The organism is Nonomuraea sp. NPDC059194, assembly GCF_042754765.1.
GTDB lineage: Bacteria > Actinomycetota > Actinomycetes > Streptosporangiales > Streptosporangiaceae > Nonomuraea.
Genome location: NZ_JBHZBH010000028.1, coordinates 24,695 through 41,164, shown reverse-complemented (window position 1 = coordinate 41,164; position 16,470 = coordinate 24,695). Strand labels below are relative to the sequence as shown.

The 16,470-nt window shown below is 70.2% G+C and carries 13 protein-coding genes; 6 read left to right on the top strand and 7 right to left on the bottom strand.

Features of this window, described 5'->3' with window-relative positions:
- Positions 1-275: 275 nt before the first annotated feature.
- Positions 276-1,442 carry a flavodoxin-dependent (E)-4-hydroxy-3-methylbut-2-enyl-diphosphate synthase gene (gene ispG / locus ACFXJ8_RS29505; RefSeq protein ID WP_379647232.1) on the bottom strand — a complete coding sequence of 389 codons (1,167 nt, stop codon included), beginning with the start codon at positions 1,440-1,442 and terminating at the stop codon, positions 276-278.
- Between the two features lie 35 nt (positions 1,443-1,477).
- Positions 1,478-2,665, bottom strand: a complete 1,188-nt coding sequence (gene dxr, locus ACFXJ8_RS29500; RefSeq protein ID WP_379647231.1) for a 1-deoxy-D-xylulose-5-phosphate reductoisomerase — start codon at positions 2,663-2,665, stop codon at positions 1,478-1,480.
- A 149-nt stretch (positions 2,666-2,814) separates the two neighbouring features.
- Between dxr and ACFXJ8_RS29495 the strand changes: the two genes are divergently transcribed.
- The 3 genes from ACFXJ8_RS29495 (at position 2,815) to ACFXJ8_RS29485 (ending at position 6,349) form a co-directional block, all read left to right on the top strand.
- The gene (locus tag ACFXJ8_RS29495; protein ID WP_379647230.1) at positions 2,815-3,807 is read left to right on the top strand and encodes a trypsin-like serine peptidase; all 993 of its coding nucleotides are present in this window, start codon (positions 2,815-2,817) and stop codon (positions 3,805-3,807) included.
- Between the two features lie 56 nt (positions 3,808-3,863).
- A complete protein-coding gene (locus ACFXJ8_RS29490) occupies positions 3,864-5,060 on the top strand; it encodes a trypsin-like serine peptidase (protein WP_379647229.1) in 1,197 nt (398 codons plus the stop codon).
- A gap of 68 nt (positions 5,061-5,128) precedes the next feature.
- A complete protein-coding gene (locus tag ACFXJ8_RS29485) occupies positions 5,129-6,349 on the top strand; it encodes a saccharopine dehydrogenase family protein (protein ID WP_379647228.1) in 1,221 nt (406 codons plus the stop codon).
- Here the strand turns inward: ACFXJ8_RS29485 and ACFXJ8_RS29480 are convergent.
- Positions 6,346-6,561 carry a hypothetical protein gene (locus ACFXJ8_RS29480; RefSeq protein ID WP_379647227.1) on the bottom strand — a complete coding sequence of 72 codons (216 nt, stop codon included), beginning with the start codon at positions 6,559-6,561 and terminating at the stop codon, positions 6,346-6,348. The two genes, ACFXJ8_RS29485 and ACFXJ8_RS29480, sit on opposite strands and share 4 nt — an antisense overlap.
- 151 nt (positions 6,562-6,712) lie before the next feature.
- Entirely contained in the window at positions 6,713-8,059 is a 1,347-nt protein-coding gene (gene gabT, locus ACFXJ8_RS29475; RefSeq protein ID WP_379647226.1) for a 4-aminobutyrate--2-oxoglutarate transaminase, read from the bottom strand.
- A gap of 124 nt (positions 8,060-8,183) precedes the next feature.
- Here gabT and ACFXJ8_RS29470 point away from each other — a divergent pair, with 124 nt between their 5' ends.
- Positions 8,184-9,608 carry a PucR family transcriptional regulator gene (locus ACFXJ8_RS29470; protein WP_379647225.1) on the top strand — a complete coding sequence of 475 codons (1,425 nt, stop codon included), beginning with the start codon at positions 8,184-8,186 and terminating at the stop codon, positions 9,606-9,608.
- On the opposite strand, the gene ACFXJ8_RS29465 is transcribed toward ACFXJ8_RS29470, so the two are convergent.
- Complete coding sequence (locus ACFXJ8_RS29465; RefSeq protein ID WP_379647224.1) at positions 9,553-10,191, bottom strand: TetR/AcrR family transcriptional regulator; 639 nt, start codon at positions 10,189-10,191, stop codon at positions 9,553-9,555. The two genes, ACFXJ8_RS29470 and ACFXJ8_RS29465, sit on opposite strands and share 56 nt — an antisense overlap.
- Positions 10,192-10,405: 214 nt before the next feature.
- Between ACFXJ8_RS29465 and ACFXJ8_RS29460 the strand changes: the two genes are divergently transcribed.
- Positions 10,406-11,833, top strand: coding sequence for an aldehyde dehydrogenase family protein (locus ACFXJ8_RS29460; protein WP_379647223.1), 1,428 nt, complete (start codon positions 10,406-10,408; stop codon positions 11,831-11,833).
- Positions 11,834-11,919: 86 nt separating this feature from the next.
- Positions 11,920-14,709 carry an NACHT domain-containing protein gene (locus tag ACFXJ8_RS29455; RefSeq protein WP_379647222.1) on the top strand — a complete coding sequence of 930 codons (2,790 nt, stop codon included), beginning with the start codon at positions 11,920-11,922 and terminating at the stop codon, positions 14,707-14,709.
- On the opposite strand, the gene ACFXJ8_RS29450 is transcribed toward ACFXJ8_RS29455, so the two are convergent.
- Both ACFXJ8_RS29450 and ACFXJ8_RS29445 read right to left on the bottom strand, forming a co-directional pair.
- A complete protein-coding gene (locus ACFXJ8_RS29450; protein WP_379647221.1) occupies positions 14,648-15,238 on the bottom strand; it encodes an FMN reductase in 591 nt (196 codons plus the stop codon). The two genes, ACFXJ8_RS29455 and ACFXJ8_RS29450, sit on opposite strands and share 62 nt — an antisense overlap.
- A complete protein-coding gene (locus ACFXJ8_RS29445; RefSeq protein ID WP_379647220.1) occupies positions 15,235-16,320 on the bottom strand; it encodes an LLM class flavin-dependent oxidoreductase in 1,086 nt (361 codons plus the stop codon). Before ACFXJ8_RS29445 ends, ACFXJ8_RS29450 begins: the two co-directional genes overlap by 4 nt.
- Between the last annotated feature and the right edge of the window lie 150 nt (positions 16,321-16,470).

Genomic DNA, 16,470 nt, shown 5'->3' with positions numbered 1-16,470 from the left:
GAAGCGGCGGCGGGTGCGGCCCCTCGGAGGTCGCGCCCAGGGGTGGTGCCAGGCACGACCTTCGAGGCGGGCGAAGAGTGCGGCCCTGGGACCGACGTCCCAGGGGGCGGGACTACGAAGTGGCGGGTGCGGCCGCACGGGGTTGGTGCCGGAGCAGGTGGCTCCGAAGCGGGCGACGGTGCGGCGCCCGCGCTCCGGGCGTCAGCTGACCGTGACCCGCACGCGCCTGCTCCGAACGTCAGCCGACCGTGACGCGCACACCCGAGGTCCGGACGTCAGCCGACGGTGACCTGCACGCCCGCGTCGTCGTCGTCGAGGTCGACCTCCACGCCCATCTCGTCGGCGATGCGCAGCGCCTCCTCAATCAGCGTCTCGACGATCTGCGACTCGGGGACGGTCTTGATGACCTCGCCCTTCACGAAGATCTGCCCCTTGCCGTTGCCGGAGGCCACACCCAGGTCGGCCTCGCGCGCCTCGCCGGGCCCGTTGACGACGCAGCCCATGACCGCGACGCGCAGCGGCACCTTCAGGCCCTCGAGCCCTGCCTGGACCTGCTCGGCCAGGGTGTAGACGTCGACCTGGGCCCGCCCGCACGACGGGCAGGAGACGATCTCCAGGCCGCGCTCGCGCAGCCCGAGCGACTCCAGGATCTGCGCGCCGACCTTGACCTCCTCGACGGGAGGCGCCGACAGCGAGACCCGGATGGTGTCGCCGATGCCCTCGGCCAGCAGCGCGCCGAACGCCACGGCCGACTTGATCGTGCCCTGGAAGGCGGGGCCCGCCTCGGTGACGCCCAGGTGCAGCGGGTAGTCGCACTGCCTGGCGAGCTGCCGGTAGGCGTTGATCATCACAACGGGGTCGTTGTGCTTGACCGAGATCTTGATGTCGCGGAAGTCGTGCTCCTCGAACAGCGAGCACTCCCACAGCGCGGACTCCACCAGCGCCTCGGGCGTGGCCTTGCCGTACTTCTGCAGCAGCCTGGGGTCGAGGGAGCCCGCGTTGACGCCGATGCGGATCGGGACGCCGTGGTCCTTGGCGGCCCGCGCGATCTCGCCCACCTTGTCGTCGAACTTCTTGATGTTGCCGGGGTTGACCCGGACCGCCGCGCAGCCGGCCTCGATGGCGGCGAAGACGTACTTCGGCTGGAAGTGGATGTCGGCGATGACGGGGATCTGCGACTTCTTCGCGATGATCGGCAGGGCGTCGGCGTCGTCCTGCGAGGGCACGGCGACGCGGACGATCTGGCAGCCCGAGGCGGTGAGCTCGGCGATCTGCTGCAGGGTCGCGTTGATGTCGGCCGTGACCGTGGTGGTCATCGACTGGACCGAGACCGGCGCGTCGCCTCCCACCGGCACGGTGCCGACCATGATCTGGCGGGAGTGGCGCCGCTCGGCCAGCGGCTTGGGACGGACCGACGGAATGCCCAGTGCTACGGAAGTCACGTCCCCCAGTCTAGGCAGCGATAGGGACCGTCCGGTTACGTGGTGTGGAACATCCCATTCGCAACATCTCGGGCCCATGCGTCGGCAGCGAGCACTTCTTCCACCGATTCGGCGGGAGTTGCGACGTGCTGTTCGACGACCTTCGCCACAGTGTCGACGATCCCGAGGAAGGGAAGCCTGCCCTGCCGGAAAGCCTCGACGCACACCTCGTTGGCGGCGTTGTAGACGGCGGGGGCGGTGCCGCCTTCGGCGCCGACGTGCCGGGCGAGCGCGACCGCGGGGAAGGCCTCGTCGTCGAGCGGCTCGAAGGTCCAGGTGTGCGCCTTCGTCCAGTCGACGGGCGAGGCGGCGCCCGCGACGCGGTCGGGGTGGCCCAGCGCGAGCGCGATCGGCAGCCGCATGTCGGGCGGGCTGGCCTGGGCGATGGTGGAGCCGTCGACGAACTCCACCATGGAGTGGATGATCGACTGCGGGTGGACCACGACCTCGATCCGGTCGAAGCCGATGTCGAAGAGCAGGTGCGCCTCGATCACCTCCAGGCCCTTGTTGACCAGGGTGGCGGAGTTGATCGTGATGACCGGGCCCATCGACCAGGTGGGGTGCGCCATCGCCATCTCGGGCGTGACGTCGGCCAGCTCCGACCGCCTGCGCCCGCGGAACGGCCCTCCGCTGGCGGTGACGACGAGCTTCCTGACCACCTCGGGGTCGTAGCCGCTTCCCGGCGGCGCCGCCGCCCACAGGCTCTGCTGCAGCGCCGAGTGCTCGGAGTCGACGGGGAGGATCTGCCCCGGCTTGGCCAGCCGTTTGACCAGCGGCCCTCCGATGATCAGCGACTCCTTGTTGGCCAGCGCGAGCGTGCGCCCCGCCTCCAGGGCGGCCAGCGTGGACGTCAGCCCGAGCGCGCCGGTGATCGCGTTGAGCACGACGTCGGACTCCATGGCCGCCACCTCGGCGACCCCTTCGGGCCCGCCGAGCACGGTGACCCCTGGCAGCGCCTCCTTCAGCGTGGGTACGGCTGCCGCGTCGGCCACTGCGACCACCTTGGCGCCCGTAGCGAGGGCCTGCCTGGCGAGCAGGTCGGCCCGCCCTCCTCCCGCGGCCAGTGCGGCGACGCTGAACCGCCCGGGGTTGCGGTCGATGATGTCGAGGGCCTGGGTGCCGACGGATCCGGTCGATCCGAGCACGGTCACGGTGCGGGAGAGGTCTGAGTCCACGGGCCCCATTGTTCCGCATCCCCCGCAACGCCTGTTAACCAGGTGAATTCATGTAAATAAATGTCCGAATAACGCTATATCCATCTACGCAAATGTTGAGAAATCTGGATATTGGTGCCGCTAACTTCCAACCTCAGTTCCGGTCAATGGAGGTACGCATGCACCGCAGACTCGCTCTGCTTTCCATCCTCACCATCGCCGCGGGCACAGCGACACTGCCACCGGCGGCGGCACAGGCGGGAGCGGGACCCAAGCCGGTTACCGAGGAGGCCGCCGAGACCAAGACCGAGCAGAAGAAGGTCACGCGGTACTGGACCGCCGAGAAGATGGAGGACGCCCAGCCGCTCAACCCGCCCGCCCCCCGGTCCGCCGCCAGGTTCGGTGTGCCCGGCGAGCCCACCACCGGTGTCCCGTGGGAGGCACCGCCCACCGAGACCGCGCCCATCGACCCGCAGGCGGCCAAGGCGAGTTCGGGCTCCCCGTGGACGGGCGGCGGGGCGATCACCAAGACCGCGGGCCGGGTGTTCTTCACCTACCAGGGCCGCAACGCCTCCTGCTCCGGCAACGCCGTGACCAGCGCGAACAAGAGCGTGGTGATGACCGCGGGGCACTGCGTGAAGATGGGCGGCGCCTTCCACACCAACTGGGTGTTCGTGCCCGGCTACGACAAGGGCGCCCGCCCGCACGGCACGTGGGTGGCCACCAAGCTGCTGACCACGCCGCAGTGGGACGCCCGCGAGGACATCAACCACGACGTCGCCGCCGTAGTGGTGGCGCCGCTGCAGGGCAAGACGCTGACCGACGCCGTGGGCGGCCAGGGCGTGGCCTTCAACCAGGGCAGGCGGCAGCAGATGCACTCCTTCGGCTACCCGGCGGCCGCGCCGTACGACGGGTCGAGGCTGATCTACTGCAGCGGCAGGGCGTTCGACGACTTCCTGATGTCGAAGGACCACGGGCTGACCTGCAACATGACCGGTGGTTCGAGCGGCGGGCCATGGTTCGTGAGCTTCGACGAGAGGACCGGGCTCGGCACGCAGAACTCGGTGAACAGTTTCAAGTACAACTTCGCGCCCAACTGGATGTTCGGCCCGTATTTCGGCGTCGAGGCCCAGGCCGTCTACAACGCCGCGCAGAATACGAACGCGCTCTGAGCTGATTTACCGAAAGTAGTCACAAGAACACATCTAGTAGTGCAGACTCGGGGCCCATGACCTCGAGCCTCCCCCTGCTTGCGTCCGCGCCACTCGTCGCAGGCCTGATGGGCGCGGCACTCCTCGGCGCCACGCCCATCCACCCCGTCCCGAAGCAGCACGCACCGAAGCAGGACGTCGCCGCTCCTGTACGGCCGGCCGACGTCGTCGAGCACGCGGCCGCACGCGGCTCGCACGAGCAGCGCCGCGTGCTCGACTACTGGACACCGCTGCGCATGTCACGGGCCCTGCCGATCGACCTGCTCGGCACAGTGACCAAGAGCGGGCTGACCAGGAGCGGACCGGCCAAGAGCGGGCCTGCCACGGGCGGCCTGCTCAAGGACGGGCTGACCGGGAGCGGGCTGACAAAGGACGGGTTGATCAAGGACGAGTTGGTCAAGGGCGGCAAGGATGGCGGCCTGCTCAGCGGGCTCGGCAGCCGCACGGGCCTGGGCATCGCGCCCGAGCTGGCCGGTGCCACCGGCAAGGTCGCCACCCCCCGCAGGCAGGCGGCCCGTCCGGCGGCCACGACCAGCGGCTCCCGCTGGATGACCGGCGGCGCGGTCACCCGCACGACGGGCCGGGTGTTCCTGACGATGGACGGTGTCGACTTCGTCTGCTCGGCCAGCACGGTCAAGAGCGCCAACAGAGACGTCGTGGTCACCGCGGGCCACTGCGTCAAGGACGGCAAGGGCAGCTGGGCGGCCAACTGGACGTTCGTGCCCGGCTACGAGTCCGGGGGCGGCAGGCCGTACGGCACCTTCACCGCCCGCCGCATGTTCGTGGCGGGGCCGTGGTCGCGCTCGGCCGACGACAGTTACGACGTCGGCATGGTCGCGCTCAACACCTCGGGCGGCGAGCACGTCGCCGACGTGGTCGGCTTCCAGGACATCGTGTTCAACCCCTCCCGCGGCGGGCAGATGTACGGCTTCGGCTACCCGGCCGACCCGCCCTTCGACGGCGAGCGGCTCATCTACTGCGCGGGCAGGGTCGGCGACGACCCCCACGGCCAGACCCGCGACCAGGGCCTGCGCTGCGACATGACGGCGGGTTCGAGCGGCGGGCCGTGGATGAGCGACTTCGACGCGGTCACCGGGCGCGGCACGGTGTCCTCCGTGAGCAGCTTCAAGTACAGCGACGACCGCGCCACCATGTACGGCCCGTACTTCGGCGACAGCGCCAAGGCCCTGTTCGCGACCGCCGAAAGGGCCTGACAAGGGGAGCCAGGCGGCCGTCACCACATATTTGGCTGAATGACCAGTCAGTGGGTAGTCTGCGGCACATGAGAATCCTTCTTGTGGGAGCCGGCGGCGTCGGCTCCGCCGTCGTGCCCATCGCCGCCCGCCGAGATTTCTACGAACACATCGTGGTGGCCGACTCCAAACAGGACCGGGCGGCCGCCGCCGTCGCCAAGGTGAACGACCCCCGGTTCAGCGCCATCCAGCTCGACGCCTCCGACCGGGCCCAGGTGGCCCGGGCCATGCGCGAGCACCGCTGCGACGTGCTGTTCAACGCCGTCGACCCGCGCTTCACCATGCCCCTGTTCGACGCGGCGCTCGAGGTGGGCGCGCACTACCTGGACATGGCCATGTCACTGTCCAGGCCGCACCCGCGCAGGCCGTACGAGCTGACGGGGGTGAAGCTCGGCGACGAGCAGTTCGCGCGCGACGGCGACTGGCGCGCCAAGGGCAGGCTCGCGCTGGTCGGGATGGGCGTCGAGCCCGGGCTGGCGGACGTGTTCGCCAGGTACGCCGCCGACCACCTGTTCGAGACGATCGACGAGGTCGGCATCAGGGACGGCTCCAACCTGGTCGTCGAGGGCTACGACTTCGCGCCGACCTTCTCCATCTGGACCACGATCGAGGAGTGCCTGAACCCGCCGGTGGTCTGGGAGGACGGCGGCTGGCGCACGACCGAGCCGTTCAGCGAGCCCGAGGTGTTCGACTTCCCCGAGGGCATCGGCCCCGTGGAGTGTGTCAACGTCGAGCACGAGGAGGTGCTGCTGGTCCCGAGGTGGATCGATGCCAAGCGGGTCACCTTCAAGTACGGCCTCGGCGAGGAGTTCATCGGCGTCCTGAAGACCCTGCACAAGCTCGGCCTCGACGGCACCGACAAGGTGAAGGTCGGCCAGCAGGAGGTGGCGCCGCGTGACGTGGTCGCCGCCCGGCTGCCCGACCCTGCGACGCTCGGCGACAGGATGCGCGGCAAGACCTGCGCGGGCACCTGGGTGAAGGGCACCGGCAAGGACGGCGCCCCGCGTGAGGTGTACCTGTACCACGTGGTCGACAACGCCTGGTCGATGAAGGAGTACGGCGCGCAGGCCGTCGTGTGGCAGACCGCCATCCACCCCGTCGTCGCGCTGGAGCTGGTCGCGCGGGGCACGTGGAAGGGCGAGGGCGTGCTCGGCCCCGAGGCGTTCGACGCCGTGCCGTTCCTCGACCTGCTCAACGAGTACGGCTCGCCGTGGGGGATGCGGGAGCAGCCGCGGCAGCAGGTCGCCTAACCGCCGGGAAAAGCCACCACACTGGCGGGAAAGAGGGGAAACAGGGCTTCCGCGCAGTCGGCGCACGCCATCACGCGGGAGTCGTCAGGGAGGCGGCCGACGTGCACCCTGGGGCGCGGCCAGCGTTTGTGGCAGACGACGCACGCGTCGCCGTCGCACTGCGCCGCGCTCATTCCGTCGGCATCGAAGGTCACCATACCGGGCCAGTCCATCACGCTCCTCGCGCTCGCGCTGGGGGGTCGTACCGGAACCGTTATAGCCCGGTGATCGTTTAGCGCGGTGCCAAGCGACGGTGAAAACTCGGCGATGGCGACACGCAAAAACGGGCATCCAGCGCAAGCCGGATGCCCGTTTTTCGGGTCGTTATGCGGAGAGCGCCTTTTCGAGGATGCCGAGGCCCTCTTCGAGCAGGTGCTCGGGGATGACGAGCGGCGGCAGGAAGCGCAGCACGTTGCCGTAGGTGCCCGCGGTCAGCACGAGCAGACCCTCGGCGTGGCACCTGCGGACGATCTCGGCGACGGCCTCGGGGTTGGGCTCCTTGGTGCCGGGCTTGACCAGCTCGATCGCGATCATCGCGCCCCGTCCGCGGACGTCGCCGATGATGTCGAAGCGCTCCTGGAGGGCCTTCAGCCTGGGCAGCATGATCTCGCCGATCCGGCGGGCCTTGCCGACCAGGTCGTCGGCCTCGATCGTCTCCAGCACGCCGAGCGCGGCCTCGCAGGCCAGCGGGTTGCCGCCGTAGGTGCCGCCGAGGCCGCCCGGGTGGACCTTGTCCAGCAGGTCGGCGCGGCCGGTGACCGCGGCCAGCGGCAGGCCGCCCGCGATGCCCTTGGCGGTGGCGATGATGTCGGGCACGACGCCCTCGTCCTCGCAGGCGAACAGCTGACCGGTGCGGGCGAAGCCGGTCTGCACCTCGTCGGCGATGAAGACGATGCCGTTGTCCTTGCAGAACTCGGCGATGCGCGGCAGGAAGCCCTTGGCGGGCTCGATGAAGCCGCCCTCGCCCGCGATCGGCTCGATCACGACGGCGGCCACGTTCGTGGCGCCGATCTGCTTGGTGATCGCGTCGATGGCCTGGGCCGCAGCCTCCTCGGCGCAGTTCTCTGGACCGGTCGGCCAGCGGAACGGGTAGGCCAGCGGCACCCGGTAGACCTCGGGTGCGAACGGGCCGAAGCCCTGCTTGTAGGGCAGGTTCTTGGCGGTGAGCGTCATCGTCAGCAGCGTGCGCCCGTGGTAGCCGTGGTCGAAGACGACGACGGCCTGCCTGCCGGTGGCCAGGCGCGCCACCTTGACCGCGTTCTCGACGGCCTCGGCGCCGCTGTTGACGAGGAACGAGCGCTTCTCGTGGTCGCCGGGCGTGAGCTCGTTGAGCTTCTCGCACACCTCGACGTACGACTCGTAGGGCGTGACCATGAAGCAGGTGTGCGTGAAGTCGGCGACCTGCTTGCTGACCCGCTCGACCACGCGCGGCGCGGCGTTGCCGACGCTGGTGACGGCGATGCCGGAGCCGAAGTCGATCAGGGAGTTGCCGTCGATGTCGACGACGACGCCGCCACCGGCCTGGGTCACGAAGACCGGCAGCGTGGTGCCGATGCCAGGCGGCACCGCCGCCTGCTTGCGCGCGAGCAGTTCCCGCGACTTCGGTCCTGGGATCTCGGTGACGAGGCGGCGCTCCTGCGGAAGCGCGGGGCCTCCCTGCTGGTTGCTCATGCTGCGACGGTACGGCGGGCGGCGCCAGGTCTCGATGTGTCGCGATGGCACAATGGCCCTAGCTCGCTTTGCCGGAATGGACAAACACTCGATGGCGCCTTCTCTGCAGACAGTGGTGCGCCGCATGCGGCTGCATCCGCTGGCCGGTTCGCTCGACCGCCCCGTGCGCTGGGTCGCGGTGAGTGAGCTGGAGGACCCGACGCCGTTCCTGGAAGGCGGCGAGCTGCTGCTGACCACGGGGATGCGGCTGACGTCCGACTTCGGGTCGTATGTCAGAAGGCTGGTGGAGCGCGGGGTGGCCGGGCTCGGGTTCGCCGTCGGCCTGACCCACGAGCGGGTGCCGGAGGAACTGGTCCAGGCGGCCTCGGCGGCGGGCCTTCCGCTGCTGGAGGTGCCGCGCGAGACGCCGTTCATCGCGATCGGCAAGACGGTCAGCGAGCTGCTGGCGGCCGAGCAGTACGAGGAGATCAGCAGGGCGTTCGCGGCGCAGGGCAGGCTGACGCGGGCGGCGCTGCGGCCCGAGGGCACGCACGCGGTGATCGACCGGCTGGCCAGGGAGGTCGAGGGCTGGGCGGCGCTGCTCGGCGAGTCGGGCGAGGTCGAGCACGCCACGCCAGACGCGCGTCTCGACGTCGTCATGCCCGTCCTCGACCGGCTGCGCCGCGCGTCGAGGGACGGCCATCCCGCCGAACGGCCGCTGTCCAGCCTCGCGCTGTCCTCCCCCGGCGAGCACGTGATCGTGCAGCCGATCGGCGGCACGTCCAGGCGCATCCGCGGCTTCTTCGCGGTCGGCGCCCCGCACCCCTTCTCCCCCGTCGCGCACACCGTGATCAACGCGGCGGGCTCCCTGCTCACGCTGTCGCTGGAGCAGGGCAGGGCGCTGGTTACGGCCGAGCGTGGGGTGCGCTCGGCCGTACTGACGCTGCTGCTGGCGGGCGAGGTCGAGCAGGCGCGCGCGGCGCTGTCCCCGCTGGGCGGGCGGCTGCCCGACGAGCCCTTCCTGGTGGTGGCGGCCGAGGCGGAGACGCTGGAGCCGCTGGAGCCGCGCACGTTCACCAGTGGCGGGATCGCGCTGGTCGCGGAGGTCCCGTCCCTGGCCGAGGGCCCGGTCGGGGTGAGCTCGCCGGTGCCGTACGGCGAGCTGGCTAGCGGCATCGACCAGGCGGGCCGCGCGCTGGAGGCGGCGCGCAAGGCGGGCGGCGGGACGGTCAGGTTCGCCGACCTGGCGGGGCAGGGCCTGCTGGCCCTGCTCGATCCGGCGGCGGCCGGCGCGTTCGCCGCCGCGCTGCTCGCCCCCCTCACCGAGTACGGCTCACGCGCCGATCTCATCGAGTCGTTGCGCGCCTACCTGACGGCCAACGGCCACTGGGACGCGGCGGCGCAACGGCTGGGCGTGCACCGGCACACGCTGCGCTACCGGATGAAGCGCGTCTCCGAGCTGCTCGGCCGCGATCTCGACGATCCGGGGGTGCGCGCCGAGCTGTGGATCGCGCTCAACTCTTTGGGGCACTCTTCGGGGTCAGGTACCCGCAGATCGTCGCCATCGTGACGGCCTCGTAGGTGCGGCCGTCACGCAGGTGACCGGCGCGTTCGAGGCTGATCGCGCCCTGCGCCGCCGCCCACAGCGCGTCGGCGATCTTGCGGGGCTGGGTCGGGACGAGGTATCCGGCGGAGATGCAGTCGGAGATCACCCTGTCGAGGATGTTGAGGGCGGCCCTGGCCAGCGTCCTGGCCCGCTCGCTCGGCGCGAACCCGGGGATGGCCTTCTCGAACATCAGCGTGTAGAAGCCCGGCTCGGCCATGCACGCCTCGCGGTAGGCGGGGCCGAGGGCGGTGAGGTACTCGAGGGGGTCCTTGCGCGCGGGCACGCCTTCGAGGAAGCGGCGAAACCTCTCGAACCCCTCCAGGTAGAGCGCCTCCGCCAGGCCCTCCCTGCTGCCGAACATCGTGTAGATGACCGTCGTCGAGCAGCCCGCCTCGGTGGCGATCCGGCGCATCGACAGGCCGTCGGCGCCCTCGGCGGTCAGCAGGTTCGCGGCGACCTCGAGGAGACGGCCGCGCAGTTGGTCGTGGGAGGTCCTCTCGCCCAGCAGGTAGGCACCCTGAAGCCCCAGCGGCGCAGTGGAGGTCATGGGGCTTGGCCTTTCACGATCGGAGGAACCGCACCAAGAGGACTTAGCCAGTACGGAGATCCCTCAAACCACTCGACAAGCTAAACATCCCTAAATAGCACTACTTTCGTTACACAATCAGGAAAGAGCGTTTGTTCGTTACGGCCTGCTGCCCCGGCGTGGTTGTGCAACGTGGAGAACTTACCCGCCCAGGGTTCTGGCATAGCGTCGGGGTATGGACGTGCGCACCTTCTGGCTCGCTGGACGCCCCGCCACGGGGGACACCGAGCTCACCGTTACCAACTCCCACGACGGTCGCGTGGTCGGCACCTACTCGGTGCCCACCGAGGCGCAGGTCGAGGAGGCGATCGCCGCGGCGGCCGCCGTACAGAAGGAGGCCGCGGCGCTGCCCGTGCACGTGCGCGCGGAGGCGCTGGCCCACGTGGCCAAGCGGCTGGCCGAGCGGGCCGAGGAGATCGCCCAGCTGATCACCGGCGAGAACGGCAAGCCGATCTTCTGGGCGCGCGGCGAGGTCAACCGCGCGATCTCGACCTTCCGCTTCGCCGCGGAGGAGACCAGGCGCTGGTCGGGCAGCGTGCAGCGGCTCGACACCGAGCCCGCGGCCACCGGACGCCTCGGCTACGTCACCCGGCAGCCGCGCGGCCCCGTGCTGGCGATCACGCCGTTCAACTTCCCGCTGAACCTCGTGGCGCACAAGGTCGCTCCCGCGATCGCGGTCGGCGCCCCCGTCATCGTCAAGCCCGCTCCCGCCACGCCGCTGTCGTCGCTGGTGCTCGGCGAGATCCTGGCCGAGACGGACCTGCCCGAGGGCATGTTCTCCGTCCTGCCCATCGAGAACGAGCGCGCCGCCGCCCTGGTGCAGGACCCGCGCCTGCCCGTGGTGTCCTTCACCGGCTCGGGCCCGGTCGGCTACGCGATCATGGACCAGGTGCCGCGCAAGCACGTGACGCTGGAGCTGGGCGGCAACGCGGCGGCCGTCGTCCTCGCCGATGCCGACCTCGACTGGGCCGCCTCGCGCGTGGCGCTGTTCTCCAACTACCAGGCGGGGCAGAGCTGCATCGCCGTCCAGCGGGTCATCGTCGAGGAGTCGGTGCGCGAGGCCTTCGAGGAGAAGCTGCTCACGGCGGTCTCCGGCCTGGTCACCGGCGACCCGCTCGACGAGAAGACCCAGGTGGGGCCGCTGGTCTCGGTGGCCGCCGCCGAGCGCGTCGCCGCGTGGGTGGACGAGGCGGTCGCCGCGGGCGCCCGCGTGCTGGCGGGCGGCACCCGCGACGGCGCGACGATCCCGCCCACGGTCCTCGCCGACGTCGCCGAGGACTCGAAGGTCTCCAGCGAGGAGGTCTTCGGCCCCGTCATGATTCTCAAGTCGGTCGCGTCGGCCGACGAGGCGTTCGCCGAGGTCAACTCCTCCAAGTTCGGCCTGCAGGCGGGCGTGTTCACCCGCTCGCTCGATGTCGCCTTCCGCGCCAACCGCGAGCTTGAGGTCGGCGGCGTGATCATCGGTGACGTGCCGTCGTACCGCGCCGACCAGATGCCCTACGGCGGCGTCAAGGAGTCGGGCGTCGGCCGCGAAGGCCTCCGCTCGGCGATGGATGACCTCACCTACGAGAAGGTCATGGTCCTCACGGGCCTTTCGCTCTGACCGTTTCGAGCCTGCGGGGCGATGCCCGTCCCGCAGGCTCGATCATTCACCGCGCGTTTCCCGGCTTGTCGGGCGATAATCCACGGGTGCACCGCTACGTCGACGCGCTCCGGCTGCTGGGCGGCCCCGATCCACTGATCAGGAAGATCGACACGGCGACGGGTGCCGTGTTCGCGTTCACCCCGCTTGTGGACGCCAAGAACGAGCTGATCAAAGTGGGCAACGACCTGCTCGGGCGCTGGCGCGAGTGGCGCTCGGCGACCGACTGGCGTTCCAGGACCGAGCGGATCGAGGCGGCGCACACGATCCTGGTCGTGACCGCCTTCTTCGAGGCCGTCGAGACGCTGCGACTGCCCGAGATCATCGACTACGAGAAGAAGCGGCTGGTCAAGGGCGTCTCGCTGGACAAACCCGCCCCGGACCTCGGCAGCCCGCTATGCCCTTCGGGCGGCAGGCCGTACGAGGAGACCAGAGAGGTCATCCACCGCTACCACCTGCAGCTGGCCAAGCAACTGCGCAGGTTCCTCCAGGGGCTGGCGGTCTGGGACGAGGTCGGCGAGCGGTTCAGGGCCGCGGCCCTGGCCGACCTGGCGCTCGACCTGTACGACGACCTCTACCGGCGGCTCGCCGCCGACGTTCCCGAATTCGCCCTGTGGGCGGGGGTGAACGAGCACCAGGCCACTCGGGCCGGACTGGCCGATCTGTCGCGGATGCTCCTGCCCCTGGTGTCCGGAGCCGTCCCTGCCCAGCGGCTGGCCGCGCTGAGCGCGCTGTACCGGGAGGCGCTCCGCGGCCCTGTCGCGGAGAGCGGGGACGCGCCGATCGGCGTGACGCTCCCCTCGCTGGAGCAGGCCTACCTCCCGCACCGCTTCAGGGCCGGGGTCGCGGGCCGGGGCGCCAACCCGAGCTGGGAGGGGTGGTGGGAGTCCATCGAGGTGCGCACCGACCTGCCCGCTTTCCTGGCCGGGCACCTGACCGGCTCGGCAGCGGCACGGGTGCCGCTCATGGTGCTCGGCCAGCCGGGCGCCGGCAAGTCCGTCCTCACGAAGGTGCTGGCCGCGCAGCTGCCCGAGCGGGATTTCCTGCCGATCAGGGTCCCCTTGCGCGAGGTGTCAGCGGGAGCCGATCTCCAGGAGCAGATCGAGCAGGCGATCTACCAGCACAGCGGGGAGCGCATGGAGTGGCCCCGGCTCGCCGAATCGGCGGGCGGCGCGCTGCCGGTGGTCATCCTCGACGGTTTCGACGAGCTCCTGCAGGCCACAGGGGTACGGCAGAGCGACTACCTGGCGAGGGCGGCCAGGTTCCAGCAACGAGAGCACGCCCTGGGCAGGGCGGTGGCGATTATCGTCACCTCTCGCACCGCTGTCGCCGACCGCACCGACTACCCGGACGGCACCACGGTGGTCAGGCTCGAACCGTTCGACAGGGAGCAGATCGCCGCCTGGCTCCGCGTGTGGAACACCACCAACGCCGCTCACTTCACGGCCAACGGCCTGGCCTCCTTCGACCTGGAGCTGGCGCTGTTCCAGCAGCACCTCGCCGAGCAGCCGCTCCTGCTGCTGATGCTCGCGCTGTACGACGCCGACCGCAACGCCCTTCGCGATCATTCCGCACGCGGCCTGGACCTGCCGCAGCTCTACGAGCGGCTGATCGGCCGCTTCGTCGAGCGCGAGCTGGAGAAGAGCCACCCGAGAGACGTCGTCGGCGGGCTGGTCGAGCAGGAGATCCAGCGGCTGTCGATCGTGGCGTTCGCGATGTTCAACAGGGGAAGGCAGTGGGCGACCGCCGAAGAGGCGGACCATGACCTGCGCGCGATGCGCTTCACCGCTCCGCACGCCGACTCGCTGGCCGGGTCACTGTCGGCCGGCGAGCAGGCGTTCGGCAGGTTCTTCTTCGTCCATCGGGCACAGGCCACCCAGGACGGCAGAGTTCTCCAGACGTACGAGTTCCTGCACGCGACGTTCGCCGAGTTCCTCATCGCGCGGTTGGTCGCCTCGCTGCTGCGCGACATGGTGGGGCAGCAGTCCGGCATGGTGTTGCGAGAGGCGGACGACAGCCTCCTGGCGACGCTGCTGTCCTGGGCGGTCGTCGCGCAGCGGCTCCCCATCCTCGCGTTCCTGACGGTGCTCCTGGCGGGCGACCGTTCGCGGGTGTCCGGGCTGGTGATCCGTCTGTTCGAGCGCCTGGACACCAGGGCCGACACCGCCGCCACCGCCTACCGGCCCAGGGTGGCCGGCCCGGCCAGGCGGTACGCCTCCTACTCGGCCAACCTCGCGCTCCTGGCTCTGGTGTGCTCGCCGGAGCTGCCCATCGGCGAGCTGATGCCGGGACGGCAGGCCTGCGAGGTGGAGTGGCGGCGGTACGCGCTGCTCTGGCGGTCGCAGCTGGACGCGGTCGAGTGGCACGCGTTGGTACGCGCGATCCACGCCGAGCCCCGCAACGGGATGCTGCGCCTGGACCTGTCCTGCGAGTGGGAGCCGGACCCGGTGGACAGCACGCAAGCGTGGAAGCGCAGGCCCTACCTGATCACGAACCTGCTGCGGCAACAGATCCAGTTCACCGACGCCCCGGAGGAGGCGGTACTGCTCTACGCCCTCCAGGACGCGGGCACCGACAACGTCGAAGCCATCCGCTCGACCTTCAAGATGCTTACTCTCGGCGAGCAGGAGGACCCGACCGAGCTGTACCAGGTCGCCAGCAACCAGCACATCTGGATCAAGGCCGCTCTCGGTGATCTGGCGATGCGGCCTCCACAGGACGCCGCCGAGCTGCTGGAGGTGCTCTGCGCCTATGAGCCGGTCATCTCACACCTCGTCAGGGCCTCAGTGCTGCAAGTTGCTGCTCGAACGGAACGACCTCGTCGTCCTCCCGAGTGACGGAGCGTGCCCCGCCCATCAGCTCGGCCAGCTCCTCCGCCGCCCGCTCGACGCGGCCCGGCAGGCCCTCGGCGCCCCAGTCCTCCGAGGCCGCGTAGACCGCCGTCGGCACGACGATCGCCCGCAGGTAGGCGAACATCGGGCGCAGCGCGTGCTCCAGCGCCAGCGAGTGCCTGGCCGTACCGCCGGTGGCCGCGATCAGCACCGGCTTGCCCGCGAGCGCGTCGTTCTCGATCACGTCGAAGAACGACTTGAACAGCCCGCTGTAGGACGCGGTGAAGATCGGCGTGACGGCGATGAGGCCGTCGGCCGAGGTAACCGCGTCGATGGCGCGGCGCAGCCGTCCCGAGGGGAAGCCGGCCACCAGGTTGTTGGCGATGTCGACGGCCAGGTCGCGCAGCTCGATGACCTCGATCTCCACCTCGGGCAGCCGGGCGGCGCTCGCCGCCGCCAGGCGGTCGGCGAGCAGGCGGGTCGAGGACGGCTGGCTGAGACCGGCCGAGACGACGGCGAGCTTCATGGGGGTCACACTCCTACGGCGGTGGCGTTGGCCAGCAGCGACTGGTGGGTGGGGGCGTCGGGCACGTTGGCCGGACGGCCGACGGCGAACTCCTTGCGGAGCACGGGCACGACCTCCTCGCCAAGGATGTCGAGCTGCTCCAGCACGGTCTTCAGCGGCAGGCCCGCGTGGTCCGTCAGGAACAGCTGGCGCTGGTAGTCGCCGAAGTACTCCCTGAACTTGAGGGTCCGCTCGATGACCTGGTCGGGGCTGCCGACCGTGAGCGGGGTCTCGGCCATGAACTCCTCCAGGGAGGGGCCGTGGCCGTACACGGGGGCGTTGTCGAAGTAGGGCCGGAACTCGCGGATGGCGTCCTGGGAGTTCTTGCGCATGAACACCTGGCCGCCGAGGCCGACGATGGCCTGCTCGGGCAGGCCGTGGCCGTAGTGCGCGTAGCGCCGCCGGTACAGGTCGATCAGCCGCTGGTAGTGCTCCTTGGGCCAGAAGATGTTGTTGGCGAAGAAGCCGTCACCGTAGTAGGCGGCCTGCTCGGCGATCTCGGGGCTGCGGATCGAGCCGTGCCAGACGAACGGCGGCACGCCGTCCAGCGGCGCGGGCGTCGAGGTGTAGCCCTGCAGCGGGGTGCGGAAGCGGCCCTCCCAGTCGACGACCGGCTCGCGCCACAGCCGGTGCAGCAGCGCGTAGTTCTCGATGGCCAGCGGGATGCCGTCACGGATGTCCTTGCCGAACCACGGGTAGACGGGGCCGGTGTTGCCACGGCCCATCATGAGGTCGACCCGGCCGTCGGCCAGGTGCTGCAGCATCGCGAAGTCCTCGGCGATCTTCACGGGGTCGTTCGTGGTGATCAGCGTCGTGGACGTCGACAGGATGAGCCGCTCGGTCTTGGCCGCGATGTAGCCGAGCATGGTCGTCGGCGACGAGGCGACGAACGGCGGGTTGTGGTGCTCACCGGTCGCGAAGACGTCGAGGCCGACCTCCTCGGCCTTCAGCGCGATGGTGACCATCGCCTTGATCCGCTCGGCCTCGGTCGGCGTCGTGCCGGTGGTCGGGTCGGGGGTGACGTCGCTGACCGTGAAGATACCGAACTGCATGGCGATCTCCGCTTCTTTCAGTGAAGTTTCAATCGTCATGAACAGTGACCACTGGCAGGATATTCCGCCTGGCAGAGAGGAGCGCCCCGGGGGTCGGGGGAACACCCGGGACGCTCCTGACGGGCGTCGCCCAGCGGGGGACGGGCGCGC